The organism is Novosphingobium gossypii (assembly GCF_050433305.1).
Classification (GTDB): Bacteria; Pseudomonadota; Alphaproteobacteria; order Sphingomonadales; family Sphingomonadaceae; genus Novosphingobium; species Novosphingobium gossypii.
Window position 1 is genome coordinate 811,894 of sequence record NZ_JBNPXM010000001.1, and the last position, 25,858, is coordinate 837,751.

The window sequence follows — 25,858 nt, forward strand, 5'->3', positions numbered from 1 at the left end:
AATTTCTTCCCGCCGCAGGGCCTTGGGAACCTATTGTCAACCGCATTGGTTGAGTTTACATTCCCGTGCATAGCAAAGGGAGATGGCTGATGCCCCGCTCGCCCCTCACGTCCTCATATCCGTCCGGTTCCGATGGACGGGAACCGCTGATCCTCCTCGTCCCCGGCCTCGATGGCAGCGGTCCGCGCCATTGGCAGCGCCGCTGGGCGGAAGAATTCGACAATGCGCAGGTGGTCGAACTCGGCACCTGGGACGAACCGCACCGCAATACCTGGATCAACCGGCTGAACCTAGCCGTCCACCGCGCGGGACGCCCTGTGGTCATCGTGGCTCACAGCCTGGGCTGTATCCTTACCGCGTGGTGGTCCAAGTTCGAGCAGCCCAGCTGGTCGGCGCCTGTCATCGGCGCGATGCTGGTCGCCCCGCCAGAGGTCGATTTCTTCCCACGCGACGAAAGGCTGACCGGCTTTGCCCCGACGCCTGCCGATGCGCTGCCCTTCCCATCACTGCTGGTGGCCAGCCGCAACGACCCGTGGATGGGCTACGAAACATCCAGGAGCCTTGCTCGCCGCTGGGGGAGCACGTTCGTGGATGCCGGTCACGCGGGGCACATCAATGCCGATTCCGGGCTCGGCAGCTGGGAGGACGGAAAACGCCTGCTGGCGCAGTTGGTGGACGGGGCCGCCCCGTCCGCAGACGCTGCGTTGCCCGCACAACATGGAGACGTAAACCACGGAGACTGGGCGGAAGGGCTGGAGTTCCGGGCCTGAAGCCGACCGTCGGCCCGCATCGGGTCCGGGTCGACGGTCGTTTCAGTCTGGTCGGCCGTCTCAGCCGATGCCTGCCAGCGCCAGCAGCGCCGTGGTCGACGGATCGAACTTCACCCCGCCCTGCTCGATCTGCTTGGCGATTTCCTTGCCCAGTTCGACGCCGAACTGGTCGAAGGGGTTGATGCCCAGCAGCACCGCGTTGGCGAACGTGCGATGTTCGTGGAACGCCACCAGCGCACCGAACGTGGCGGGCGTCAGGTCGTCGAGCAGGATCGTCGCCGAAGGACGGTCGCCCGGATAGGCGCGGGCCCGATCGTCGCTGTGCTTCCCCGCCATCAGCGCCGCGCCCTGCGCAAAGCAGTTGGACAGCAGGATGCGGTGATGATCCTCGGCCAGATCATCGCCGGGGGCGATGGACGCGATGAAGTCCACCGGCACCAGGTTGGTGCCCTGATGCAGCAACTGGAACACGGCGTGCTGGGCATCGGTGCCCACGCCGCCCCAGGTGATCGGCGCGGTGGGGCCGTCCACCGGCTGGCCGTCGAACGTCACCTGCTTGCCGTTGGATTCCATCTCCAGCTGCTGGAGATAGTCGGGCAGCAGCGCAAGGCGTTCGTCATAGGCGAACACAGCGCGGGTCTGGCAGCCGCGCAGGCGGGTGTAATACTGGTCGGCGAAGGCGGCACGCAGCGGCAGGTTAGCAAGACCGTCAGCGTCGCGGAAATGCTCGTCCATCGCGGCGGCGCCATCCAGGAACTCGGCGAAATCGGGCCAGCCCAGCGCCATCGCCACCGGGAACCCGATCGACGACCACAGCGAGTAACGCCCGCCCACGCTTTCGGAGAACGGCAGGATGCGGGTTTCGTCCACGCCCCATTCGACCGCCTTGGCCGGAGCCGCGGTCAGCGCCACCACGCGGCCATAGGGATCCTCGACGCCGTTTTCGCGCAGCCAGATCAGCACGCTGTCGGCGTTGGTCATCGTCTCGATGGTGGTGAAGGTCTTGGACGCGACGGCCAGCATGGTGGTGGCCGGATCGCACTTCGCGAACGCCTGCTCCAGCGCGCAACCGTCGATGTTCGAGACGACGTGCACGTCCACCATCGAACCCTGCCGCGCCAGCGCGTCGATCGCCAGTGCCGGACCAAGCGCAGAGCCGCCGATGCCGACGTGGATCAGGTGCTTCACCTCGCCCATGGCACCGCGGTGGATCGCCTCGACGATGGCGGCCATGCGGTGGTGGTTCTCCGCCGCCGTGCGCACGCTGTCTTCGTTGCCGACGCCGCGCTGGGCCGTATGCTCTGCCGCGCGTCCTTCCGTCGGGTTGACGATATCGCCTGCGAACAGGGCGGCGCGGCGACCGTCGAAGTCCTGCGCCGTCGCCAGTTCCTCGAACGCGGCGACATGGGCGGCGTCCAGATGCGTCTTCGACCAGTCGAACAGGATGCCGGTGGAGCTTTCCTCCTCACCCAGACCAAAGCGTGTCGCGAAGGTGTCGAGACGCCCGGAATCGGCATCGAAGAGCTGCTTCAGGGTCGGCTTGTCGAGGCCCTGCAGCTTGTTCCACACCGCTTCGCTCATGCAATTCCACTCCATTCAGGCTTAGGCACCCGCCTTATGGATGCCGCAACTGCGAAATCCAAGCCCGAGTTGTGCAATTATCGGCCAGTCTGCGATGTTGGTCGGGATCGCTCTTGACGACGGCGCGTGCTCATGAGCAAGGGTTTGGCCATGAGCGATACCCCTAGCGCGACCAAAATCGAACCTGCGGAAAAGCCCGCCGATACCGCGACCGGCAAGCCCGTGAAGAAGGACGAGAATTTCTTCTCGTTCCTGTTCTGGCTGGTGCTGGGCGTGGTGGTGCTGCGCAGCTTCATCATCTCGCCTTTCAACATTCCCAGCGAATCCATGCTGCCCCGGCTGCTGACCGGCGACTATCTGTTCGCCACCAAGTGGTCCTACGGCTATTCAAAATATTCGCTGCCGTTCAGCGTGCCGCTGATCCCGGGCCGCATCCTCGCCAGCCAGCCCGAGCGCGGCGACGTGGTGATCTTCAAGGCACCGCCGGACAACGACGTGGACTACATCAAGCGCGTCATCGGCCTGCCCGGTGACGAGATCCAGATGAAGGGCGGCGCACTGTGGATCAACGGCAAGGCCGTGCCCAAGGTGAAGGTCGCCAACTTCACCGTGCCCGTCAGCCCCAACACGGACTGCGGCCCCGGTTTCGAGGTGACGGAAGGCGGCAGGGAGGTATGCTCGTACCCCCAGTTCCGCGAAACGCTGCCTAACGGCAAGAGCTACACCGTGCTCGACATGGGCCCGACCCCGCAGGACGACACCGGCGTCTTCGTGGTGCCCGAAGGCCACCTGTTCATGATGGGCGACAACCGCGACAACTCCATGGACAGCCGTTTCCCGGCAGTCGAAGGCGGCGGCGTCGGCATGGTGCCCGAAGAGAACCTCGTCGGGAAGGCGGCGATCATGATGTTCTCCACCGATGGGGCGGCGGAATGGATCAAGCCCTGGACCTGGTTCACCGCCGCGCGCTGGAGCCGCATCGGGAGCGTGATCTGAGTGCTTGAAGCCAATACCCGCGACTTCCTGATCAGGCATTCGGGCCAGGAGCCGCTCGACGAAGCGCTCTGGCAGGCAGCCCTCACGCACGGCTCCACCGGAGAAAAGCGCAATTACGAACGGCTGGAGTTCCTGGGCGACCGGGTGCTTGGCCTGTCGGTAGCCGAATGGCTGTACCGGGGCAGCGACGAGGCCGAAGGCCGCCTGTCACAGCGCCTCAACGCGCTCGTCAGCCGCGCCACCTGCGCCACCATTGCGCGTGAGATCGGCCTTGGCCCGCACATGCGCCTTGGCAAGCAGGCACGCGACGACGGCGGCCAGGATTCGGAAAATATCCTTGGCGACGTGATGGAGGCGATCATCGGCGCCTGCTTCACCGAGCGCGGGTTCGACGCCGCGCGCGACATGGTGCTGGGCCTGTGGGCGGACACGCTGCAGGGCAAGACCGGCAAGCGCAAGCACCCCAAGTCCGCGTTACAGGAATGGGCCGCCGGCAATCGCCGCCGCATGCCCGAATACAAGCTCGTCGACCGTTCAGGCCCCGATCACGCGGCCCGCTTCACGGTCGAGGTATCGGTTCACAACGTCGGTTCGGCCCAGGCCACCGCCAATTCGAAGCAGGACGCCGAAACCGGCGCTGCAGAAGAGTTCATGAGGAAATTCGGATGACCCAGCACTGCGGTCTTGTCGCCGTCATCGGCGCCCCCAACGCGGGCAAGTCCACGCTCGTCAACGCGCTCGTCGGGCAGAAGGTGGCCATCACCTCGGCCAAGGCGCAGACCACCCGCGCGCGCCTGCTCGGCATCGCGCTGGAAGGTGACGCGCAGATCATCCTGGCCGACACCCCCGGCATCTTCGCGCCGCGCCGCCGCCTCGATCGTGCGATGGTCGCCGCCGCATGGGAAGGCGCGCAGGAGGCCGACGCGATCCTGCTGATCGTCGACACGGTGAAGCTGCGCCGCCACGAACTGATGCCCCTGCTCGAAACGCTGAAGGACCGCCCTGAACGCAAGGTGCTGGTGCTCAACAAGGTCGATGCCGGCGCCAAGGAAAAGCTGCTGGTGCTGGCGCAGGAGTTCACCGCCGAGGTGCAGTTCGACGAGGTGTTCTTCGTCTCCGCCCTGTCCGGCGACGGGGTGCCCGAACTCAAGACCTGGCTGGCGAAGCTGATGCCCGAAGGGCCCTGGCACTACCCGGAAGACCAGGTCTCCGACGCCAGCGAACGCCTGCTGGCCTGCGAAATCACGCGCGAACAGCTCTACCGCCAGCTGCACGAGGAACTGCCTTACGACGCCGCCGTCCGGCCCGAGGCCTATACCCCGCGCAAGGATGGCTCGGTGGAAATCCGCCAGCAGATCGTCGTCACCCGCGACAACCAGCGCGCCATCGTGCTGGGCAAGGGCGGCTCGAAGATCAAGGCCATCGGCGAGGCCGCGCGCAAGGAACTGACCGAAGTGCTCGGCCAGAAGGTGCACCTGTTCCTCCACGTCAAGGTCGAGGAAAACTGGGCCGAGGCCAAGGACATCTATGAAGAAATCGGGCTCGACTGGGTGAAATGATGAAGGCCGCCGCGACGTTACTTGCCGCAACGACTCTGCTGACCTGCGCGGCTGCGCCCTGTACCTCGGCGCTGGCCGCCCCCACCGTGCGCGTCGCCAAGTTGCCGAAACCGGCCAAGGTGGCAAAGCCGAAGAAGGCGCAGGTCGTCGAGATCGAGAAGCCCCGTACCGTCATCCCGATGGACGCGGTGCGCCCGGTACTGTCGGAAAGCCTGATCGGCCAGCGCTACGTTGCGATCGGCTCGTCCTTCGCGGCGGGTCCGCAGCTGCCCCCGGCCAAGCCCAGCTGGCCCGCGCGCTGCGGCCAGAGCCAGAACAACTACCCCACGCTGCTGGCCGAACAGTTCGGGCTCGAACTGATCGACCGCAGCTGTTCTGGCGCGGTGACGGACAACGTGCTTGGCCCCTGGGGCGAAGTGCCGCCGCAGATCAACAGCGTCACGCCTGAAACCCGGCTGGTGACGATCACCATGGGCGGCAACGACCTGTCGTACATCGGCAACCTGTTCTCGGCCACCTGCGCGCATAACGCCAGACTTGCCGCGCCCGGCACCAAGAGCAAGGGCTGCGGCCCCGTCCGCGTCCCCACCGAAGCCGATTACGTGCGCGACGAAGCCCAGCTGACCGAGATCGTGCGCCGCATCCGCGCCACCGCCCCTCAGGCGCGCGTCGTCTTCGTCCAGTACCTGACCCCGCTGCCCCAACCCGGCAAGCTCTGCGCCGACACGCCCGTCAGCGAAACCGACGCCGCAATCGTCCGGGAAATCGGTAAGCGTTTGTCGGAAATCACAGCCCGCGTGGCAGAGGCCAACGGTACGATCATCGTCGGCATGGATCGTTCGTCGGCCACGCATACGCCGTGCGACAGGGAGCCGTGGATGATCGGTTCGCCCGCAGGTTATGACGGGCGGCAGGGCCTGCAATGGCACCTCAACAAGACCGGGATGCAGGCCACCGCTGACGGCATCGCCACGCTGCTTATCAAGGACGGGGTGCAGCCCGCGCGCCCTGCGCCAGCGGTGAAGCCCGGCTCCAACCCGCCCGGCCAGCAGCCCACCCGGCCCGCCCCTGGCCAGCCTGTTCCCGCCGTTCCGGTCCCGGCCACGGGCAATCCGCCCAAGCGCTGACCGCCCTTCGGTTCTCGATCGTGCCGTGCCGACATGCGGCTGCAACGTTGGCCCGATAGGGGCGCGGCGTCCGGCAAGCGCCTGTAGCGACCGGCATGATGAGAGGCCGGTCGATGGGTGCGGGTATACTGAGACAGGCCATTTCGTCATGGCCGCTGCGCTTTTCGGAAAGCCGTGCCCTGCCGGGATCCTTGCCGCTCTACCTTGCCGCAGGGTTCGTGTTGCGGCTGGTCATGTTCGGAAAGCCAGCGTTTCAGTCGGATGAGCAGTTCTACCTGCTGGTCGGCCAGCGCATGGCGCAAGGCGCCCTGCCCTACGTCGACATTTGGGACCGCAAGCCGTGGGGCCTGTTCGCCATCTTCCGCGGGGTCCATGCCCTGCCGTTCGATCCGGTGCTGACGTATCAGGTGCTGGGCTTGGTAAGTTCGGCACTGACCGCGCTGGTGATCGAACGCATCGCCCGCAACATAGCGCCGCTTCACGCCGCGCGACTGGCAGGGCTCGCCTATCTGGTATGGCAGCCGGTGTTCAACGTGGCGCTGGGCCAGTCTCCGGTGTTCTACACCCTGCCGGTGGCAATGGCTGCGCTGATCGTTGTCGAGGCGCGTAGTCGCCCGCTCGATCCGTTGCTGGCCCGGCACGGCGTGTCAGCCATGCTGCTGCTGGGCCTTGCCATGCAGATCAAGTACACCGTGGTGTTCGAAGGGTTGGCGCTGGGCCTCATGCTGCTGGCGCGCGGATGGACAGACGGCTGGTCTCCGCTCAGGCTCGCAGCGACCGGGGCGACCTGGATCGCGGTGGCCTTGGCCCCCACTGCGGCGGTACTGCTGGGCTATGCCGCCATCGGCCATGCAGACGCGTTCGTGCAGGCAAACTTCGTCTCCATCTTCGGACGCAGCACCGACATGACCGACGCGCTGGCGCAACTCGGCAAGGAGGCGCTGGCGATGATCCCGTTCGCCCTTGCCATCCTTATTGCCCCGCGCCGCCTTTCTCCGGTGAACGGCAACGCACCCGCCACGCTGGGCAGCATCCGCCTGTGGGCGGTTGCGGCAGTGATCGGGTTCCTGCTGTTCGGCACCTGGTACGATCATTACCTCGGCCCGGTGCTGGTGCCGCTTTGCGTGCTGGCCGCCCCGGCACTGGGGCGCACCGTTACAGGGGAGCGCTGGTATGGCAGGTTGCTGCTTGGCTGTGGCCTGCTCGGCGCCGTCGCGGTTCCCGTGGCGCAAGTGGTAGAAAAGGGTGACGCCGCCCAGTTCGCCAAGGCTACTCGAGCCATCATGGGCGAGTTGCATGGTCGCTGTCTGTACGTCTACGAAGGCGACAGCGCCCTCTACCGCACCACAAACGCCTGCATCCCGACGCGCTTCGCCTATCCCAGCCACCTCAACGCCCGGAATGAAGCCGCAGCACTCGGTGTGGACGCCCACGCCGAAATCCGCCGGGTGCTCGCCAGCCGCCCCGGCGTCATCGTGATAGCCGAATCGCGGCGCCCCAACCAGGCCAATCTGGATAACCGCCGCATTGTGGCGACCGTGTTGGGGCAGCACTACCGCCGCTATGCGCAAATCACGCTGGGAACACGCAAATTCGGCCTTTGGACGCTGCGGCGTTAGGGGTCACATTCGCCCGCAGGCGCATGTTCGTGCCCTCGTCACCCTGAACTTGTTTCAGGGTCCATCGCGCAGCGTAGTCCGTTGTTTGGGACAGCAAACCGAAAGCGCCACTAGCGACACCACATTCCGGCGCCAACCGTACCAGGGGCCCTGAAACAAGTTCAGGGTAACGAAGGGATAACATCATCAGTGGACTGCAGTGCAGGCACTGCCGTCGCTGGCGCACCTTGCCGATACACGAAAGGGCACGCGCATGACGCGTGCCCTACCGTTCTTTAGTAATCCTCCGTCGCAGGGAGGATTTTACCTCAGCGCGCCTTGGCGATGGTCATGCCATGCTGGCGCGCCGCGTCCTTGGTGGATTCCTCGGTGCGGTTAAGCGCCTTGGCGATTTCCTTGAGGCCCTTGCCCTTGCCGGCCAGGGTCTGCAGCTTCTGCAGTTCCTCGGGCTTCCAGGGCTGCTTGTGCTTGGCAACCTTGTCGCTCATGCGTCGGCGTCCCAAGGTGCCGCATCGTCCGTTCCGGCGGTTTCAGCCACCTTCTTCGGCGCAGCCTTCTTCGCGGGAGCCTTCTTCGCAGGCGCCTTCTTTGCCGCGGGCTTCTTTGCCCCGTCCGTCTTGGCGGCTGCCTTTTTGGGCGCGGCCTTCTTCGCGGCCGCCTTCTTCTTGGGCTTGGCCGGACCCTTGGCCGCCTTTTCGTCGATCAGCGTGATCGCCTGTTCGGCGGTGAGGTCTTCGGGCTTCTGGTCGCGCGGGAGGGTGGCGTTAGTCGTGCCGTCCGTGACGTAGGGACCGTAGCGGCCCGCCATCACCTTGATTTCCCCGCCCGAGGTCGGGTGTGCGCCCAGCACCTTGAGCGGCTCGGCCTTGGTGCGCGATGCAGCCCCGCCGCGATTGGCGACGTCGGCCAGCATCGAGACCGCCGCGTTCATCCCGGTGTCGAACACTTCCGCTGTCGAGCGCAGCCGCGCGTACTTGCCGTCATGTGCGAGGTACGGGCCGTAACGCCCTATGCTGGCGGTAATATCCTTGCCGCTTTCCGGGTGCGGGCCCACCGTGCGCGGCAGGCTGAGCAGCTTGATCGCCCATTCCAGCGTCAGTTCGTCGATGTCCTTGGGGATCGACGCGCGCTTGGCTTCCTTGCCTTCGCCCAGCTGGATGTAGGGCCCGAAGCGACCGGTGCGGCGCATGATCTCCATGCCCGTTTCCGGATCCTTGCCAAGCCCTTCGTCATCGCCGCCATCGTTGGCACCGCCGGGCTGCGCGAACTTCCGGGTGAACTTGCACTCCGGATAGTTCGAGCATGCCACGAAGGCCCCGTAGCGACCGCCGCGCAAGGACAGGCGCCCTTCGCCGCACTTGGGGCAGACGCGCGGGTCGGTGCCGTCGGCCTTGGGCGGGAACAGGTAATCGGAGAGAAATTCGTCCAGCGCCTCAGTCACTTCCGAGGGCTTCTTCTCCATCACCTCATCGGACTTGGGCTTGAAGTCACGCCAGAACGCTTCGAGCAGCGCCTTCCATTCCTGACGACCGCCGGACACGTCGTCCAGTTCGTCCTCCATGCCCGCGGTGAACTCGTAAGCCACATAGCGGGGGAAGAAGCGTTCGAGGAACGATGTCAAAAGTCGACCCGTTTCCTCTGCAAAGAAACGGTTTTTTTCGGTCCGCACGTAAGCGCGGTCCTTGATGACCTGGATCGTGGCGGCATACGTGGACGGACGCCCGATGCCCAGTTCCTCCAGCCGCTTGACGAGGCTGGCTTCGGAAAAGCGGGGCGGCGGCTGGGTGAAGTGCTGTTCGGCGGTGACGTCCTTCTTGGCCGGCATGTCGCCCGCCTTCATGAACGGCAGCAGGCCGCCGTCGTCATCATCGTCCGACTTGTTGTCGCGCCCTTCCTCGTAGACGGCAAGGAAGCCGGGGAACTTCACGACCTGCCCCGATGCGCGCAGTTCGTTGCGGCCAGTGCCGTCGCGCAGGGTGACGGTGGTGCGTTCCAGCTGGGCCGACGCCATCTGGCTGGCCATCGCGCGCTTGAAGATGAGGTCGTAAAGGCGTGCCTCGTCCCCGGAACCGAAGCGGTCCTTCGTGAACTCGGTCGGACGAATCGCCTCGTGCGCTTCCTGCGCGTTTTTCGCTTTGGTTTCGTAGTGGCGCGGCTTTTCCGGCACGTAATGGCCGGAGAACCGCTCCGCAATGGCGGCGCGGGCGGCGGAAATGGCGCTGGGGTCCATCTGCACGCCGTCGGTACGCATGTAGGTGATCGCGCCCGCTTCATAGAGCGTTTGCGCCACGCGCATCGTCTGGCTGGCCGAGAAGCCCAGCTTGCGCGCGGCTTCCTGTTGCAGGGTCGACGTGGTGAACGGCGGCTGCGGGTTGCGGCGGTGCGGCTTGGTCTCGACGCCTTCGACCTTGAAGGCGCCCTGCTCCACCGCGGTCCTGGCGCGGAGGGCCACGCCCTCGTCGCCCAGGCTCAGCCGGTCCAGCTTCTGGCCTTCGAATGTCACCAGCTTGGCTGAGAAGTCGGTGCCGTCATGCGCCAGCAGCGCCGCAACCGACCAGTATTCCTGCGGACGGAACGCCTCGATCTCACGCTCACGGTCGACGATCAGGCGCAGCGCCACCGACTGCACACGGCCCGCCGACTTGGCGCCCGGCAGCTTGCGCCACAGCACCGGCGACAGGGTGAAGCCGAACAGATAGTCCAGCGCGCGACGGGCAAGGTAGGCGTCGATCAGATCCTGATCCAGCTCGCGCGGCTGGGTCATCGCCTTTGTGACGGTTTCTTTGGTGATCGCGTTGAACGTCACCCGCTGCACGTCTTTGGGCAGTGCGCGACGCTTGGCCAGCAGTTCGCGCACATGCCACGAAATCGCTTCGCCTTCGCGATCAGGGTCGGTCGCGAGGATGAGGCGGTCGGCCTGCTTGGCCGCGTCGGTGATGGCCTTCACCTGGCGCTGCTTGTCGCCGTAGAGTTCCCAGTCCATCGCGAACTCCTCGTCCGGGCGGACCGACCCGTCCTTGGGCGGCAGGTCGCGGACATGGCCGTAACTGGCGAGAACCTTGTAGTCCTTGCCCAGGTACTTTTCGATGGTCTTTGCCTTGGCCGGCGATTCTACGATGACTAGCTGCATTATTTAACTCTGTTCCGCCTTACGCGTGTGCGCGCATACATACACGTACAAGGTGGGTCCGCCGCCAAAGCGACGTCAACCCCTGTCGAAAAGCTCCATGGCGCATTCGCGTGACGGGATAAAGCGTTTCACGCAAGACTGACGCGCCCGCCGGCGTGTCGGACAAGCCGCCCGTCCAGTTCCAGCTCCATCAGGGCGAGATGAACGGCGGCGGTCCCGCCCCCTGCCTGCCGGATCAATTCGTCCACCGCCACCGGCGCGGTGGTAAGCATCGCGTGCACTTGTGCGCTGCCCTGTGCGGGGTCGGCATGGTTGCCCGATGGCATAGGTGCGGATTGTTGCGGAACGAACGGAAAGCTGGGGTTACCGGCAAAGTCGGACAGCATCTCGATGATATCCGCCGGGCTCTGCACCAATATAGCGCCATCGCGGATCAGCTGGTTGCAGCCATGCGCGCGGGCATCGAGCGGTGAGCCGGGAACCGCCATCACATGTCGGCCCATCTCTCCCGCCAGCCTTGCCGTGATGAGCGAGCCGGAGCGGGGCGCAGCTTCGACCACCACGGTCCCGGCCGCCAGCCCGGCGATGATGCGATTACGGGTGGGGAAGTGCCGCGCCAGGGGTTCGGTGCCAGGCGGCTGCTCAGCCAGCAGGAGGCCGGACTGGGCGACCTCTTCCTGCAGGTCCGCATGCTCTGGCGGATACGTGACGTCGATGCCGCTGGCGATCACGCCAATGGTTGCACCCGTAGCCAGAGCACCTCGATGGGCGGCGCCGTCGATGCCGCGGGCGAGGCCGGAGACGACGCTCCACCCCTGCCCGGCCAGATCGTGCGCGAACTCGCGGGCCAGCCGGATCGCGGCGGCAGAGGCGTTGCGCGCGCCCACCATGGCGACGCATGGCCGGGCGGCCAGCGCGGTATCGCCGCGATAGGTCAGGATCGGCGGCGCGCCTTCCGCCTGTGCCAGCAGTGGCGGATAGTCGGGCGAATCATGGAACAGATAGCGCGCACCGGCCTTGCGGGCGGCGGCAATCTCGGCCTGGACGCGATGCTCCGGCGCGGGAACGTAGGCACGACCTGTCTTTCCGCCGAGATCGGGCAAGGCCTCCAGCGCGCGGCGGGCATCACCGAAACGCGCCAGCAGGTGGCGGTAGGTAACGGGGCCTACGTTTGGTGAACGCAGCAGCCGGATCCGGGCGAAGGCCTCATCCTGCGACAGTTCGCCCGCAGCGCTCACTTGCTCTTGCTGCCGCCGATGCGCGGTTCGGTCCCGGCGCGCAGGCGGGCGATGTTCTCGCGGTGCAGGAAAAGCACCAGCAGCGCGATCACCGTGAGCACCAGCCCCGCTTGGGGATAGCCCAGCACGAAGGCGGCCAGCGGCGCGACGACGGCTGCGGTCATGCCCGCGACCGACGAAATGCGCACCAGCGCCAGCAGGCCGATCCACGTCACCGCGTAGGCCAGCCCCACCGGCCAGGCGAGGCCGAACGCCACCCCCGCCGTGGTCGCCACGCCCTTGCCCCCCCGGAACTTCAGCCAGACCGGAAAGCAGTGCCCCAGGAACGCGCCCAGCGCGGCCAGCGGCGCGCCTTCAGGCCACAGGTGCGCGGCGACGAGAACCGCGACCAGCCCCTTCAACAGGTCCAGCAGCAGCGTTGCCGCCGCCAGTCCCTTTCGCCCGGTGCGCAGCACGTTGGTGGCGCCGATGTTGCCCGATCCGATCGCGCGCAGGTCGCCCGCGCCGGTCAGGCGGGTGAGGATGAGGCCGAACGGCACCGAACCGAACAGGTAACCGAGCAGGAGGGGGAGAATCCACGTCATGGCACCGGCCTTAGCGCCCTATCGCGCTTTGCAGAAGACAGGTTGCAGCATTCGGCGTTGCCGGATTGCCGTTCCACCGGTTAACAGGTGGCAAGGTCCAGGGATTGACGATGGCTTCCGATACACTGCGCGCGCCGGCAAGGGCCGCCGAAATGACCGCAGCCGTCGATCCGGCTGCTCCGATACTGCTGTTCGATTCGGGCGTCGGCGGGCTTACCGTTCTGGACGAGGTGCGCCGCGCGCTGCCCGATGCGCCGATCATCTACGCCGCCGACACCGCCGGCCTGCCCTACGGAACCAAGACCGAAGCACAAGTGGCGGCCCGAGTCGCCGGGCTGCTGGGCCGCATGACCGAACGGCTGCGCCCGCGCCTCGTCTGTATCGCCTGCAACACCGCGTCCACCATCGCGCTGGGGATGGTCCGCGAAGTGCTGGAGGTGCCGATCGTTGGCACTGTGCCCGCGATCAAGCCGGCCGCCGAAATGACGCGTACCGGGGTCATTGGCCTGCTGGGCACCGAAGCGACGATCCGCCAGCTCTACGTCGATCGGCTCGAACAGGAATTCGCCGCGGACAAGCGCCTGCTGCGCTATGGCGCACCGGGTCTTGTCGAAGCCGCCGAAGCCAAGCTGCGCGGCGAGCCGGTGGACCCGGCCATCATCCGCGATGCCGCGCATGCCCTACGCAGCCAGCCCGATGGCGACCGGATCGACACCGTGGTCCTCGCCTGCACCCACTTCCCGCTGGTGGAGACCGAACTGGCCGAGGCGTTCGGCCCCGAGGTGCGCTTCGTCCACGGTGCGCAGGGGATCGCGCGGCAGGTCTCGCGTCTCGTCGCGGGACAGGAATATTCTCGCCAGGCTGCTGATCTGGCGCTATTTACCGGACAGGGAGAACTGCCCGGCGCGTATGCCGAACAATTGGCACGATACGGGCTCTTGAGGATCGAGAGGTTTTGACGCGACGGCTGAATATCTGGTTGTTGTCCGCACTGCTCATCATCGCCGTCCCCTACTACTGGTTCCTGGCCGACGCCGGGGCCGGTCCAGGAGCGAACGACGTCAGGCCGCAGCCGGTAACCATCGACATGTTGCGCAGGATGGCGACGACCGGCAACGGTCAGTCGCCCGTCGAACTGCGCGTGGAGACGGTGGGCCTGCGCCTTACCTCACGCAACATGCTGGTGGCGGGAAGCGGATTGCGCCAACTGCCCAACGTGGTGCGTGCCTACGAACTGATCGTGCCCGGCGCTGCGCCCCTCATCATCGACCGTGGCATATCGCGCGCAGCCGCCGCCGAACACGGCTTCGCCAGCTTCGATACGCAGGCTCAGGCGCGCGTGGGTGCCGCCATTGCCCGGGCAACGCACGTCATTGAGCTTTCCGATCGCCCTTCCCACAATGGCGGCCATGCCACTGGCACGCGCCGAGTGAAGGACGCCTTCCTCGCTTCCGGCGGCGCCCCTTATACGCTTGCCCCCGGTGTCGTCGTGATACCCGCCCGTGGCCTCGCCCCTGGCACCGCCATGGTCTATGTCCGCCTTTCGGATGACCATGAATACCTGTTCACCGGCGACGTGGCCCCGCTGCATCGCAGCTGGCACGACCTGCGCCTTCCCGCCCGGCTCGCCACCCGCAGCGAGGCGCGGACGTTCCGTGAATCCAACCTTTCGTGGCTGATGACGATCAATGCCCTGCACCGCGCGGCACCGCGCATGACGATCGTGACCGGCCACGAGCCATCGGAAATCCCATTCTCGGCAGGCACGTTTTCCGATTGAGGCGGCATCACAAGCGACTGGTCATGAGCAGTCCAATACGCTAATGGCAACGGCAAAAGCGGTCCGAATTCAACGGACAGGACGAGTGGGGCAGGCGCCGGGGCGGGCAAGTCAGGATCTGACTGTTGCGATCCGGCAAGGCAGGATGAAGTCTACACCGTGAACTACGAACACATTTTCGATCAGGCCATCGAGCGTCTCCATTCGGAAGGCCGCTATCGCGTCTTCATCGACATCCTGCGCAACAAGGGTGCCTATCCCAACGCCCGCTGCTTTGCCGGCCATAACGGCCCCAAGCCGATCACTGTGTGGTGTTCCAACGACTATCTCGCCATGGGCCAGCATCCCAAGGTGATCGAGGCCATGGAAGAAGCGCTGCACGACGTCGGCGCCGGTTCGGGCGGAACCCGCAACATCGGCGGCAACACGCATTACCACGTCGATCTCGAAGCCGAACTGGCGGACCTTCACGGCAAGCAGGGCGCGCTGCTGTTCACGTCGGGCTACGTTTCCAATGACGCCACGCTGTCCACCCTGGCCAAGCTGTTGCCGGGCTGCGTGATCTTTTCCGACGAACTGAACCACGCCAGCATGATCGCCGGCATCCGCAATTCCGGGTGCGAGAAGAAGGTGTGGCGCCACAACGACCTCGACCATCTTGAGGAACTGCTGGCGGAAACTGACCCCAGCCTGCCCAAGCTGATCGCGTTCGAATCGGTCTATTCGATGGACGGCGACGTCGCCCCGATCCATGCGATCTGCGACCTTGCGGAAAAGTACAACGCCCTCACCTACATCGACGAAGTGCACGCCGTCGGCATGTACGGCCCGCGCGGCGGCGGCATCACCGACCGTGACGAAGCCGCCCACCGCATCGACATCATCGAAGGCACGCTGGGCAAGGCATTCGGCGTCATGGGCGGCTACATCGCCACCAACACCAAGATCATCGACTGCATCCGCTCCTACGCGCCCGGCTTCATCTTCACGACGTCTCTGTCGCCCGTGCTCGTGGCAGGCGTGCTCGCTTCGGTGCGCCACCTGAAAAGCTCCAGCGTGGAGCGTGACGGGCAGCAGGCGTCTGCCGCCACGATGAAGCGGATGTTCCGCGAGGCCGGCCTGCCGGTGATGGATTCGGTTACGCACATCGTGCCGCTGATGGTTGGCGACCCCGTCCGTGCCAAGCAGATCAGCGACATCCTGCTGGCCGAATACGGTGCTTATGTGCAGCCGATCAACTATCCCACCGTGCCGCGCGGCACTGAACGCCTGCGCTTCACCCCCGGCCCCGCACATACCGAAGCGATGATGCGCGAACTGACTGATGCGCTGGTGGAAATCTGGGATCGTCTGGACATGCGCCTCGCCGCCTGATCCATTTCGCACACGCAAGATAATCTTTGCGACAAAAAGGCTCTCCGTCGACGCGGGGGGCCTTTTTTCATGGCAAAAGATGCCCACGTGATGACGCGCTGCAGCAATGCCTTGCTGCCCCCCTATTGCAGACCAGAGGACCATCCATGGCCAAGCTTTTCGAGCCCATTACCCTCGGCGACCTCACGCTTTCCAACCGCATCGTCATCGCTCCGATGTGCCAGTATTCCGCCGAAGACGGCCGCATGACCGACTGGCACGCGATGCATCTGGGGCAGTTGGCGCAGTCCGGTGCAGGTATTCTGACGATCGAGGCGAGCGCGGTGCTGCCAGAGGGCCGCATCTCCTATGCCGACGTCGGCCTGTGGAACGATGCAACCGAAGCAGCGATGGGCAAGGTCATCGAAAGCGTGCGCCGCTGGTCCGACATGCCGATCGCCATCCAGCTTGCCCACGCCGGCCGCAAGGCCAGCACCGCCAAGCCCTGGGACGGCGGCGCCCAGATCGCACCTGACGATGCCAATGGCTGGCAGACCGTCTCCGCTTCCAACCTGCCGTTCCAGAGCGCCGAGAACGCTCCTGTGGCGCTCGACAGCGCCGGACTGGTTCGCGTGCGCAATGCCTTTGCCGAAGCCGCCCACCGCGCTGCCCGCCTTGGCATCGACGCGGTCCAGATCCATGCCGCGCACGGGTATCTGCTGCACCAGTTCCTGTCGCCCCTGTCGAACGTGCGGACCGACGAATACGGCGGCAGCCTTGAAAACCGCATGCGCTTCCCGCTCGAAGTGTTCGACGCGGTGCGCGCCGCGTTCCCGGCGGGCAAGCCCGTCACCGTGCGCCTTTCGGGCACCGACTGGGTGGACGGCGGCTGGGATGCCGAACAGACGGTGGCGTTCTCGAAGGCGCTGGAGGCGCGCGGCGTTGACGCCATCCACGTATCCAGCGGCGGGCTTCACATCGACCAGAAGATCCCCGTCGGCCCCAATTATCAGGTGCCGCTGGCCCGGGCGGTGAAGGATGCGGTGTCAGTGCCGGTGATCGCGGTGGGCCTCATCACCGAACCCGAGCAGGCAGAAGCAATCGTCGCCACCGGCGAGGCGGACATGATCGGCCTTGCCCGCACGGTGCTCTACGACCCGCGCTGGCCCTGGCATGCAGCCGCGGCGCTGGGCGCGAAGATCAAGGTTTCCCCGCAGTTCCTGCGCAGCCAGCCCCGGCGCTACAAGGATCTTTTCGTGGCCTGACCATCGATCCAGCGGTGCGGCACCTGTTGTCGCACCGCTGGCCAAGGTGAGTCTGCCTTGTCCCACTGGACAAACGAAAACCCCCGGAACCGCGAAGTTCCGGGGGCCTCTCGTTATGCGATTGTCGGTTAAGTCAGCGCAGCGACACGACGTTGTCCGAAACGCGCGGATCCTTGCGCCCGGTGTAGAGGCTGGTCATCGGCTCGTCCTGAGCCAGGACGACTTCGCCGCCGCCGAAACCGTTGAAGGCAGTGCGCATCGCCGCGCCGTAAGCGCCCAGCATTCCCACCTCGATCCAGTCGCCCGCCTTGATGTCGGCGGGAAGCAGGAACGGGCCTTCCATGAAGTCGGCATCGTCGCAGGTCGGGCCGTAGAAGGAGAACTCCTGCAGTTCCGACGAACGCTCACCATCCTTCGCGATGGCCTTGACGGGGAAGCGCCATGCGACGTGAGCCGCATCGTAGAGCGCGCCGTAAGCACCGTCGTTGATGTAAAGCTCATCACCGCGACGCTTCTCGACCTTGACGATCAGCGAATTGTATTCCGCCGACAGCGCCCGGCCGGGCTCGCACCACAGTTCCGCGTTATAGGCGATCGGCAGCGCTTCGAAGTGGCGATGGATGATCGCGAAATAGTCTTCGAGCGGCGGCGGCTCCATGCCGGGGTACGACGAGGGAAAGCCCCCGCCGACGTCCACCATGTCGATGACGACGCCGGCAGCCGCAATGGCCGCACGCGCACGTTCCAACGCCTGCACATAGGCGAAGGGCGTCATCGCCTGCGAACCGACGTGGAAGCAAACGCCCAGCCAGTCAGCGACCTGACGGGTGGCCTGCAGCAGTTCGCCCGCGTCCGCGACGTCGATGCCGAACTTCGAGGCGAGGCTCAGCTCCGAATACTCCGAAGATACGCGCAGGCGCACGCACAGGCGCAGGTCGGTGGCGCGATTGCCGTCGGCATCGGTGGTAGCGTCGAGGATCTTCTCGACTTCCTCGATCGTGTCGAGGCTGAATGTCCGCACGCCATGCTGGAAATAGGCTTCACGGATCGCGCTGGCGGTCTTGACCGGGTGCATGAAGCACAGGGTCGCGTCCGGCAGAACGCCGCGCACCATGCGCACTTCCGCGATGGAAGCGACGTCGTAGTGCGTGATGCCGTTGTCCCAGAGGATCTGGACGAGGTCGGGCGACGGATTCGCCTTCACCGCATAGAGCGACTTGCCCGGAAACTTCGTGGCGAAGAATCGGGCAGCGCGCGCCGCAGCATGCGGGCGGTTCAGGATGACTGGTTCGTCAGGCGCGAGGGTGCGCGCTACGGCCGGTGCGTCGAGGAATGCGTGCAACTCAAGGGACCCCCAAACGGTGTGTTAACGACAAAGCTGCCTTGCGGTTTGGAAGTCCCCATGGGGCAGCGAGGGGCGGATATACGGCTCAGATCATGAATCGCAAGTGAAAAAGGGGTGTTTTCACAAAAATGTCATGGCGCTGAAAGCAGATGCTGGGATGGGCTGAAAGCAGCATGATTTTACGTTCATTTGCAGTGGGTTGCATCGATATGCTCCATTGCAGCAAGATGACGGTACGGTGACCATCCAGCGTCGTGTATCGGTGTATGGAACGTGCCTGCCCCCCGGTCGCTCCATAGTGGGTCGGGGATTCGGGATTGGACGCGCCCATCTTGCGACGGACTGCAATCCCGATGCCTAGAACGTCAGCTAAGGCGGCTACGGAAATCCTCGTAATCGAACCGACGGACGCATTCGAGCGCGTCGGTTTCGGAATCCCACAGCCAGATCGACGGCAGTGGCACGCCGTTGAACGTCGTGGTCTTGACCATCGAATAGTGCGCCTGGTCAAGGAACGCGAAGCGCTGCCCGGCCTCCGGATCTGCCGGCAGCACGTAATCACCGATGACGTCGCCCGCGAGGCACGACGGGCCACCCAGGCGGATCGCCTCGGCTTCGTCCTCGCCCCGCTCGCCCAGCATCGCCGGGCGGTAGGGTGCCTCGATCACGTCGGGCATGTGGCACGTGGCGGAAATGTCGACCACGGCCACCGGCATGCCGTTCCAGCCCACGTCCAGCACGGTGCCGACGAGAATCCCGGCGTCCAGCGCCACGGCTTCGCCGGGTTCGATGTAGATCTCGGCGCCGGTATCGTCCGCCATGTCGGACAGGAACTGGACCAGTTCCTCGCGTTGGTAGTCTGCGCGGGTAACGTGGTGGCCACCGCCGATGTTGATCCACTTGAGCTGGCCGAAGAACGGCTCAAGGAAATCGAACACCTTGTCCCAGGTGCGCTGGAGCGGCTCGAAATCCTGTTCGCACAGGTTGTGGAAGTGGATGCCATCGATCAGGCCGACATGATCCTCGGTCAGCTGGTCGATGGGGAAGCCCAGACGCGAATGCGGCGCGCTGGGATCGTACTTGGGCACTTCGCCTTCGGGATGCAGCGGGTTGACGCGCAGGCCGATGTCGAAATCCTCGCCGCGCGCGCGGGCCAGCTCGATTTGCGGCCAGAACCGTTCGATCTGGGCGGGGCTGTTGAAGATCACATGGTCGGAGAGGCGCAGGATTTCCTCCATGTCCTCTTCCTTGTACGCGGCGCAGTAGGTCGCGATCTCGCCGTCGTAGAATTCGGATGCAAGGCGCGCTTCCCACAGGCCGGAGGTGCATACGCCGTCGAGGTATTCACCCACGATCGGCGCGGTCGACCACATCGAGAACGCCTTGAGCGCGGCCAGCACCTTGGCGCCGGACTGTTCGCCGACCTCGGACAGGATGCGCAAGTTCGAGCGCAGCTTGGCGGCATCTACCACGAAGGCGGGACTGTCCACGCGCGACAGGTCGAAGTTCGCGAATGCGCCCGGATCGCCGGCCCTGGTTTCCATGCTTGTGAATCCTGATCGGCGCGCCGGACTATCCCAGCGGACCCTTGAAAATGAACCACGCCCCTGCCCCTACAAGGCAAAAGCCCACGATCTCGTTCCAGCCGGGCTTCTGCCCGAACAGCGCCCATGCCACCAGCACGAAGCCCAGCAGCGAGAACGCCTCCTGCATGACCTTGAGCTGGCCGAGCGAATAGGCCGAACTGCCGATGCGATTGGCAGGAACGGCAAGGCAGTATTCGAAGAAGGCGATGCCCCAGCTCATCAGCACCGCCACCCAAAGCGCCTTTCCGGGCACCTTCAGGTGGAGATACCAGGCCGTGTTCATGAACAGGTTGGACCCCGCGAGCAACGCGATGGGCGCGACGAACGACCAGTTCATGGCAGGGTCAGTCGACGCAGATCGCGTGGACCGACTTGCCGCCCCTGATTTCCGAATAGCAGCCAAACAGCCTGTCATCCGCCTGGCACTGGCCGGTCGTCGGTTCCGTACCGGAAGCAGCGCCTGCACTGCCCACGCACTTGCCCTGGCACTGCGCGGAATCGGTGCACTGCTTTCCCGCGTCGGCGAAGGGACGGACGCACAGTTCCGCCCCGATCCGACCGCGCCGCTGGACGGTGCCGCCCCTAGCCGTGCACGCCGCGCGATCTGCCGCGCTCATGTCCCGGCCAAGGGACTGATTGCCAGCTGGCTCGGAAGGGCCGGCAGGCGCCGTGGGCGCAACCGGCCCCGGCTGCGGTGCTTCTGCGGGTGTGCAGGCGCCCAGCGACAGAGCACTCAGCGACAGGGCGCCCAGCGCAGCCAGGGTCAGCAGGCGCATCAGAACGGCAGCGGCTCGGACAGTTCTTCCACCGTCCAGGGCAGGCCGTGCCTGTTCAGCATGTCCATGAAGGGGTCGGGATCGAACTGCTCCATGTTGAACACACCTTCGCCGCTCCATGCGCCGGTCACGACCATGGCCGCGCCGATCATCGCCGGGACGCCGGTGGTGTAGCTGACGGCCTGGTTGCCGGTTTCGGCATAGGCATCTTCGTGGTCGCAGATGTTCTTGATGTAGAACGTCTTCTCACCCGAACCGTCCAGCGCTTCCCCGGTGGCGATGTCGCCGATGTTGGTCTTGCCCTTGGTCGTGGCGCCGAGCGAGGCAGGCTCGGGCAGCACGGCTTTCAGGAACTGCAGCGGCACGATTTCCACGCCGTTGTAGATCACCGGGTCGATGCGGGTCATGCCGACGTTCTGCAGTACCGTCAGGTGCTGGATATAGGCATCGCCAAAGGTCATCCAGAAGCGCCCGCGCTCCATTTCGGGGATGAACTTCGCAAGGCTTTCCAGTTCCTCGTGGTACATCATGTACATGTTCTTGGGGCCGACGCCTTCGAAGTCGAAGCTGACCTTCTTGCCCATGGCCGGAGTTTCGACGAAATCGCCGTTCTCCCAGTGGCGCGCGGGTGCGGTGACTTCGCGGATGTTGATTTCCGGGTTGAAGTTCGTCGCGAAGGCCTGGCCGTGGTCGCCGCCGTTGCAATCGAGGATGTCGAGCGTGCGGATGGTCTTGAGCTTGTGCTTCTTGAGCCACATCGCGAACACGCTGGTGACGCCCGGATCGAAGCCCGAACCCAGCAGCGCCATCAGGCCCGCCTGCTTGAAGCGCTCCTGATAGGCCCACTGCCAGTGGTATTCGAACTTGGCCACATCCTTGGGCTCGTAGTTCGCGGTGTCCATGTAGTGCGTGCCGGTTGCCAGGCACGCATCCATGATCGCCAGATCCTGATACGGCAGCGCAAGGTTGACCACCAGCTTGGGCTGGATCTGGCGGATCAGGGCCGAGGTCGCCTCCACGTCGTCGGCATCGATCGCATAGGTGCCGATGGTCACGCCGGTGCGCGCCTTGACCGATTCGGCAATCGCCTCGCACTTGGACACCGTGCGGCTGGCGAGATGGATGTCGCTGAAGATATCGGGATTCATCGCCATCTTGTGGACCGCGACCGATCCGACGCCGCCTGCGCCGATCACCAGAACCTTGCTCACCAACCTGTCTCCTTCGGCCTTCGGGCCTTGAGGGGCCTAAACACAAAGCGGGCCATATAGTGTCCCTGTGTGACAACTCAACTGTACCTTGCCCCTTACGCGCCCGAGTTGTCACAAACCGCCATGGAGACGTCATCGACCGGTCACCCCACGGTGGCATTGCGCGGCAACCCTACGAAGGAGCCTGCCGCGATGCCCACTCCCCGGTCCAATCTCATCGAGAACGCGGTCGTCCGCGACGAAGCGTCCCGCAAGACCCGGCTGCTGGACAAGGCCTTTGCCATGGCCTTCAAGGGCTTGGTCTACGCGCAGATCTGGGAAGATCCCGTGGCCGACATGGCAGCGATGGAAATCACCCCGGACAGCCGCATCATCACCATCGCCAGCGGTGGCTGCAATGCGCTGTCCTATCTGACGGCAGACCCGGCGCACATCACCGTGGTGGATCTCAACACCGCGCACATCGCCCTCAACAACCTCAAGCATGCCGCCATTCGCCACCTGAGCCACGCCGAAGTGCGCCGCTTCATCGCCGACGCCGATCGGCCCGAGAACATCGCGCTCTACCGCGAGAAGCTGGCCCCGCATCTGGACGAGGCAACCCGCCGCTACTGGGAAGGCCGCGATCTGGTCGGTCGCCGCCGCATCGGCGCCTTCACGCGCGGCGTCTATCGCCACGGCCTGCTGGGCGGCTTCATCGGCGCGGCCCATGTCATCGCCCGCCTGCACAAGGTGAACCCGGCGGAAATCCTGAACGCCGGCACTATGGAAGACCAGCGCCGCGTGTTCGATGAGCGCATCGCCCCGGTGTTCGAGCGTCCCTTCGTGCGCTGGCTGACGCGCCACCCCGCATCGCTTTTCGGTCTGGGCATTCCTCCGGCACAGTACGACGCGCTGGCCGGCGGCCAGTCCATGGCCGACGTGCTGCGCGGACGGCTCGAGAAACTGGCCTGCCACTTCCCGGTCAACGACAACTACTTTGCCTGGCAGGCGTTTTCGCGCGGGTATGGCAAAGGAGAGGAAGCGCCCCTGCCCCCGTATCTGCAGGAACCCAACCTGCCGCAGGTACGCGCCCGGCTGGACCGGCTGGACCTGCGCCATGCCAACTTCACTCATGTGCTGATGGCAGCGGACGATGCCAGCTATGACCGCTACGTTCTGCTCGATGCGCAGGACTGGATGACCGACGTGCAACTGACCGAACTGTGGACGCAGATCACCCGCACTGCCCGCCCCGGCGCCCGCGTGCTGTTCCGCACCGCTGCCGAACCCTCGCTGCTGCCGGGCCGCGTGCCCGATGCTCTGCTTGACCGCTGGGACTACCGCACCGACGAATCGCGCACGGCCACGCTGGCGGATCGCTCGTCGATCTATGGCGGCGTCCACCTCTACGTGTTCAAGGGCTGACACCGTGGCATCGACCGTGACGGACGGCCACGCCGCGCTGATGGACCGCATCTATCGGTGGCAGCGGCCCATCTACGACCTGACGCGCAAATACTACTTGTTCGGGCGTGACCGGCTGATCGACGAACTCGATGCCCGGCCCGGCATGGCGGTGCTGGAGATCGGCTGCGGCACCGGGCGCAATCTGGCACTGGTGGGCAGGCGATGGCCCGGCGTCAGGCTGTTCGGCCTCGACATCTCGACCGAGATGCTGCGCAGCGCCAGCGCCACGCTGGGCCCGCAGGCCACACTGGCACAGGGTGACGCCACCCGCTTCAACGCCGGCGCGCTGCTGGGCCAGCCGGGTTTCGAGCGGGTGATCCTGTCCTACGCGGTGTCCATGATCCCGGACTGGCAGGGTGCGCTCGAACAGGCCGCAACGACGCTCAAGCCCGGCGGTTCGCTGCATGTTGTCGACTTCGGCGACTGCGCAGGCCTGCCGCTGCCCCTGCGAAAGGCGCTGCTGGGCTGGCTGGCCCGCTTCCACGTCAGCCCTCGCCTCGATCTGGCGATCGCCGCCGCCCGCATCGCCCGCGAACGGGGGCTGCTTATGGAGCACCGGCGCGGCGCTTGCGGCTACTACCAGATGGTGCGCCTGTCCCGCTGAGGGACGGCGCGTACCACGTAAAGTTCCCATGGAACCGGCAACGATTGCAGCGTATATCCCGAGGTAAGAAAAACACATCGGGAGCATCAGATCGTGGCCAAGGGACTCTCTTTCCGCGCCGTCAGACCTTTCAAGGTGCTGTTCGCCGTCGTGGTTCTGGGTGTCGTGACATTGACGCTGGCGGCGCTGGTGGAGGTGCTGCTCGGCGCGAACTGGGGATTGGGGCTAAGCGTCTTCCTGCTTGGTCTGGTGGCCAGCGTCTGGGGCCTGTTCGCCTATCCCATGTGCGGCGGCTGCTGCGGGTGGGACCGCAAGGGCGATTGATCGCCCTGCCCACCGCCTGCTAGAGCCGCGCGATGGATTTCGACGACCAGCTGCGCCGCTACTTCGCCACCGAAGACCTTGCCACCGTCACTCCGTCCGGGCTTGAGGCAGGGCTTGAGCGGATGAAGGTCGACTTCGGCATGGAGCAGGACAAGGGTCGCCGCTTCGCGTTGTGGGCGCTGATGTACATCCTGGGCGCCGCACCCGACCTCGACGTTGCGTTCGAACATGAGGACGAACGCAACGCCGCGCGCGATTTCATGGACATGATGGATCAGGCAGGCGGCGGTTAGTCCCGCACGAAGTAGCTTGCCAGTTCCACATGGGTGGACCAGCGGAACTGGCCGACGGGACGCAGTTCCTCCAGCCGGAAGCCCGCCTCGATCAGGCGCGCTGCATCGCGGGACCAGCTGGACGGGTTGCAGCCGATGTAGACCACGCGGCCGACTGTCGAATCGGCGATGCATTCCACCTGCTCACGCGCTCCGGCGCGGGGCGGGTCGAGCACGACGGCCTCGAACTTGCTCAGTTCGTCCGGCTGCAGCGGATTGCGGAACAGGTCGCGGTGTGCGCTGAACACCGGCAGCTGCGCCCGGTCCGCTCCGGCCTTGCATGCCAGATGGACGTCGCGCGCAGCCTCGGCGGCCAGAACCCGCGTCTGCGGCCCGGCGAGTGCGAAAGCAAAGGTGCCAAGACCGGAAAACAGGTCCGCCACCGTAGACGCGCCGGTCAGCCATTCCTGCGCAGCCCCTACCAGCGCGGCTTCACCATCCAGCGTCGCCTGCAGGAACGTGCCGGGCGGGAACGGCACCTTGGTCTGGCCAAGCGTGACGGTGACCTGCTGCGGCTCCCACACGGTTTCAAAGCCATAGCCGCCGTCCATCGTCAGCCGCGCCAGCTTGTGCTCGCGGGCGAAGTCGAGCATCGCCTCGGTCGCGGCCAGACCTTCTGCGGTCAGGCCCTTGACACCAAGGTCGATGCCCTGATCGGTCAGCGTCATCTCGATATCGGCAGCCATGCGCGGGGCGGACTTGCCGGGCTGTACCTTGCCGTGACGGCCCTTTTTGGCCGGAGCCGCCTTGCCCATGGTGATCAGCAGCTTGCGCAGCGGCCCCAGCAGCGCCACCATTTCCGGGACGAGGACATGGCATTCCTCCAGCTCGACCAGCCGGTGCGATTTCGCTTCGCGAAAGCCGATGACGATGCGCCCGCCCGAACTTTCCGCCCGCAACGAAGCCCGGCGACGCGAGGACGGGGGCGAGAGGTGCGGCGGCGCCAGCCGCTGTGCGCCCAGTCCTTGCGCGGCAGACGCATTGGCCACGCGGCCCTCGACGAATGCGGTCAGGCTTTCCTCGTCAAGCTGCTGCAGCTGGCAGCCGCCGCACTGGCCGAAGTGGCGGCACGGCGGGGTCACGTGATGCGGCCCCCATTCCAGAGTGCCATCGATCCGCAGCTTGTCGCCGGGCGCCGCGCCCCATGCAAAGCGGCCGGATGCAGTTACGCCATCGCCCTTGGACGCGATGCGCAGGATTTCCTCGACGCGGAGAATTTCGGTTTCTTC

At 65.5% G+C, this 25,858-nt stretch carries 25 protein-coding genes; 14 read left to right on the top strand and 11 right to left on the bottom strand.

The features are described 5' to 3' along the window. Positions 1-89 precede the first annotated feature (89 nt). Positions 90-770 carry an RBBP9/YdeN family alpha/beta hydrolase gene (locus GGR40_RS04190; RefSeq protein WP_429274920.1) on the top strand — a complete coding sequence of 227 codons (681 nt, stop codon included), beginning with the start codon at positions 90-92 and terminating at the stop codon, positions 768-770. 60 nt (positions 771-830) lie between these two features. On the opposite strand, the gene pgi is transcribed toward GGR40_RS04190, so the two are convergent. Further along, a complete protein-coding gene (pgi, locus tag GGR40_RS04195) occupies positions 831-2,351 on the bottom strand; it encodes a glucose-6-phosphate isomerase (protein WP_429274921.1) in 1,521 nt (506 codons plus the stop codon). A gap of 150 nt (positions 2,352-2,501) precedes the next feature. Here pgi and lepB point away from each other — a divergent pair, with 150 nt between their 5' ends. From lepB to GGR40_RS04220, 5 genes are all read left to right on the top strand, one after another. Beyond that, entirely contained in the window at positions 2,502-3,347 is an 846-nt protein-coding gene (lepB, locus tag GGR40_RS04200) for a signal peptidase I (protein ID WP_429274922.1), read from the top strand. Further along, on the top strand, positions 3,348-4,016 hold the full coding sequence (gene rnc / locus GGR40_RS04205) for a ribonuclease III (RefSeq protein WP_429274923.1): 669 nt from the start codon (positions 3,348-3,350) through the stop codon (positions 4,014-4,016). Next, the gene (gene era, locus GGR40_RS04210; protein ID WP_429274924.1) at positions 4,013-4,906 is read left to right on the top strand and encodes a GTPase Era; all 894 of its coding nucleotides are present in this window, start codon (positions 4,013-4,015) and stop codon (positions 4,904-4,906) included. The genes rnc and era overlap by 4 nt, the downstream gene beginning before the upstream one ends. Then, positions 4,903-6,033, top strand: a complete 1,131-nt coding sequence (locus tag GGR40_RS04215) for an SGNH/GDSL hydrolase family protein (RefSeq protein WP_429274925.1) — start codon at positions 4,903-4,905, stop codon at positions 6,031-6,033. Before era ends, GGR40_RS04215 begins: the two co-directional genes overlap by 4 nt. Before the next feature lie 113 nt (positions 6,034-6,146). Further along, positions 6,147-7,652 (top strand): hypothetical protein, encoded by a 1,506-nt coding sequence (locus GGR40_RS04220; RefSeq protein WP_429274926.1) that lies wholly within the window; start codon positions 6,147-6,149, stop codon positions 7,650-7,652. 308 nt (positions 7,653-7,960) lie between these two features. On the opposite strand, the gene GGR40_RS04225 is transcribed toward GGR40_RS04220, so the two are convergent. From GGR40_RS04225 to plsY, 4 genes are all read right to left on the bottom strand, one after another. Continuing rightward, positions 7,961-8,140, bottom strand: coding sequence for a hypothetical protein (locus GGR40_RS04225; protein ID WP_429274927.1), 180 nt, complete (start codon positions 8,138-8,140; stop codon positions 7,961-7,963). Beyond that, positions 8,137-10,782 (bottom strand): type I DNA topoisomerase, encoded by a 2,646-nt coding sequence (gene topA, locus GGR40_RS04230; protein WP_429274928.1) that lies wholly within the window; start codon positions 10,780-10,782, stop codon positions 8,137-8,139. Before topA ends, GGR40_RS04225 begins: the two co-directional genes overlap by 4 nt. Positions 10,783-10,910: 128 nt before the next feature. Continuing rightward, positions 10,911-12,020 (bottom strand): DNA-processing protein DprA, encoded by a 1,110-nt coding sequence (gene dprA / locus GGR40_RS04235; protein ID WP_429274929.1) that lies wholly within the window; start codon positions 12,018-12,020, stop codon positions 10,911-10,913. Then, entirely contained in the window at positions 12,017-12,604 is a 588-nt protein-coding gene (plsY, locus tag GGR40_RS04240) for a glycerol-3-phosphate 1-O-acyltransferase PlsY (RefSeq protein ID WP_429274930.1), read from the bottom strand. Before plsY ends, dprA begins: the two co-directional genes overlap by 4 nt. Before the next feature lie 110 nt (positions 12,605-12,714). Between plsY and murI the strand changes: the two genes are divergently transcribed. From murI to GGR40_RS04260, 4 genes are all read left to right on the top strand, one after another. Continuing rightward, complete coding sequence (gene murI / locus GGR40_RS04245) at positions 12,715-13,563, top strand: glutamate racemase (RefSeq protein ID WP_429274931.1); 849 nt, start codon at positions 12,715-12,717, stop codon at positions 13,561-13,563. 23 nt (positions 13,564-13,586) lie between these two features. Next, the gene (locus GGR40_RS04250) at positions 13,587-14,384 is read left to right on the top strand and encodes an MBL fold metallo-hydrolase (protein ID WP_429274932.1); all 798 of its coding nucleotides are present in this window, start codon (positions 13,587-13,589) and stop codon (positions 14,382-14,384) included. Between the two features lie 159 nt (positions 14,385-14,543). Continuing rightward, positions 14,544-15,758 (top strand): 5-aminolevulinate synthase, encoded by a 1,215-nt coding sequence (hemA, locus tag GGR40_RS04255; protein ID WP_429274933.1) that lies wholly within the window; start codon positions 14,544-14,546, stop codon positions 15,756-15,758. A gap of 146 nt (positions 15,759-15,904) precedes the next feature. Continuing rightward, positions 15,905-17,002 (top strand): NADH:flavin oxidoreductase/NADH oxidase, encoded by a 1,098-nt coding sequence (locus GGR40_RS04260; RefSeq protein ID WP_429274934.1) that lies wholly within the window; start codon positions 15,905-15,907, stop codon positions 17,000-17,002. 133 nt (positions 17,003-17,135) lie between these two features. Here GGR40_RS04260 and GGR40_RS04265 read toward each other — a convergent pair whose 3' ends face one another. From GGR40_RS04265 to GGR40_RS04285, 5 genes are all read right to left on the bottom strand, one after another. Then, a complete protein-coding gene (locus tag GGR40_RS04265; protein WP_429274935.1) occupies positions 17,136-18,344 on the bottom strand; it encodes a type III PLP-dependent enzyme in 1,209 nt (402 codons plus the stop codon). A 368-nt stretch (positions 18,345-18,712) separates the two neighbouring features. Further along, a complete protein-coding gene (locus GGR40_RS04270; RefSeq protein WP_429274936.1) occupies positions 18,713-19,891 on the bottom strand; it encodes a carboxynorspermidine decarboxylase in 1,179 nt (392 codons plus the stop codon). Between the two features lie 28 nt (positions 19,892-19,919). Continuing rightward, on the bottom strand, positions 19,920-20,270 hold the full coding sequence (locus GGR40_RS04275; protein WP_429274937.1) for a DMT family protein: 351 nt from the start codon (positions 20,268-20,270) through the stop codon (positions 19,920-19,922). Between the two features lie 7 nt (positions 20,271-20,277). Continuing rightward, positions 20,278-20,709 carry a hypothetical protein gene (locus GGR40_RS04280; RefSeq protein WP_429274938.1) on the bottom strand — a complete coding sequence of 144 codons (432 nt, stop codon included), beginning with the start codon at positions 20,707-20,709 and terminating at the stop codon, positions 20,278-20,280. Further along, positions 20,709-21,920: a saccharopine dehydrogenase family protein gene (locus GGR40_RS04285; protein ID WP_429274939.1), complete on the bottom strand. Its 1,212-nt coding sequence runs from the start codon at positions 21,918-21,920 to the stop codon at positions 20,709-20,711. The genes GGR40_RS04280 and GGR40_RS04285 overlap by 1 nt, the downstream gene beginning before the upstream one ends. Before the next feature lie 192 nt (positions 21,921-22,112). Between GGR40_RS04285 and GGR40_RS04290 the strand changes: the two genes are divergently transcribed. From GGR40_RS04290 to GGR40_RS04305, 4 genes are all read left to right on the top strand, one after another. Next, positions 22,113-23,327 carry a BtaA family protein gene (locus GGR40_RS04290; protein ID WP_429274940.1) on the top strand — a complete coding sequence of 405 codons (1,215 nt, stop codon included), beginning with the start codon at positions 22,113-22,115 and terminating at the stop codon, positions 23,325-23,327. Between the two features lie 40 nt (positions 23,328-23,367). Further along, positions 23,368-23,973, top strand: coding sequence for a class I SAM-dependent methyltransferase (locus GGR40_RS04295; protein ID WP_429275220.1), 606 nt, complete (start codon positions 23,368-23,370; stop codon positions 23,971-23,973). Between the two features lie 93 nt (positions 23,974-24,066). Further along, the gene (locus tag GGR40_RS04300) at positions 24,067-24,297 is read left to right on the top strand and encodes a hypothetical protein (RefSeq protein ID WP_429274941.1); all 231 of its coding nucleotides are present in this window, start codon (positions 24,067-24,069) and stop codon (positions 24,295-24,297) included. Between the two features lie 32 nt (positions 24,298-24,329). After that, positions 24,330-24,590, top strand: a complete 261-nt coding sequence (locus tag GGR40_RS04305) for a hypothetical protein (RefSeq protein WP_429274942.1) — start codon at positions 24,330-24,332, stop codon at positions 24,588-24,590. Here the strand turns inward: GGR40_RS04305 and GGR40_RS04310 are convergent. Next, positions 24,587-25,846, bottom strand: coding sequence for a class I SAM-dependent RNA methyltransferase (locus GGR40_RS04310; RefSeq protein ID WP_429275221.1), 1,260 nt, complete (start codon positions 25,844-25,846; stop codon positions 24,587-24,589). The genes GGR40_RS04305 and GGR40_RS04310 overlap by 4 nt on opposite strands. Positions 25,847-25,858 lie beyond the last annotated feature (12 nt).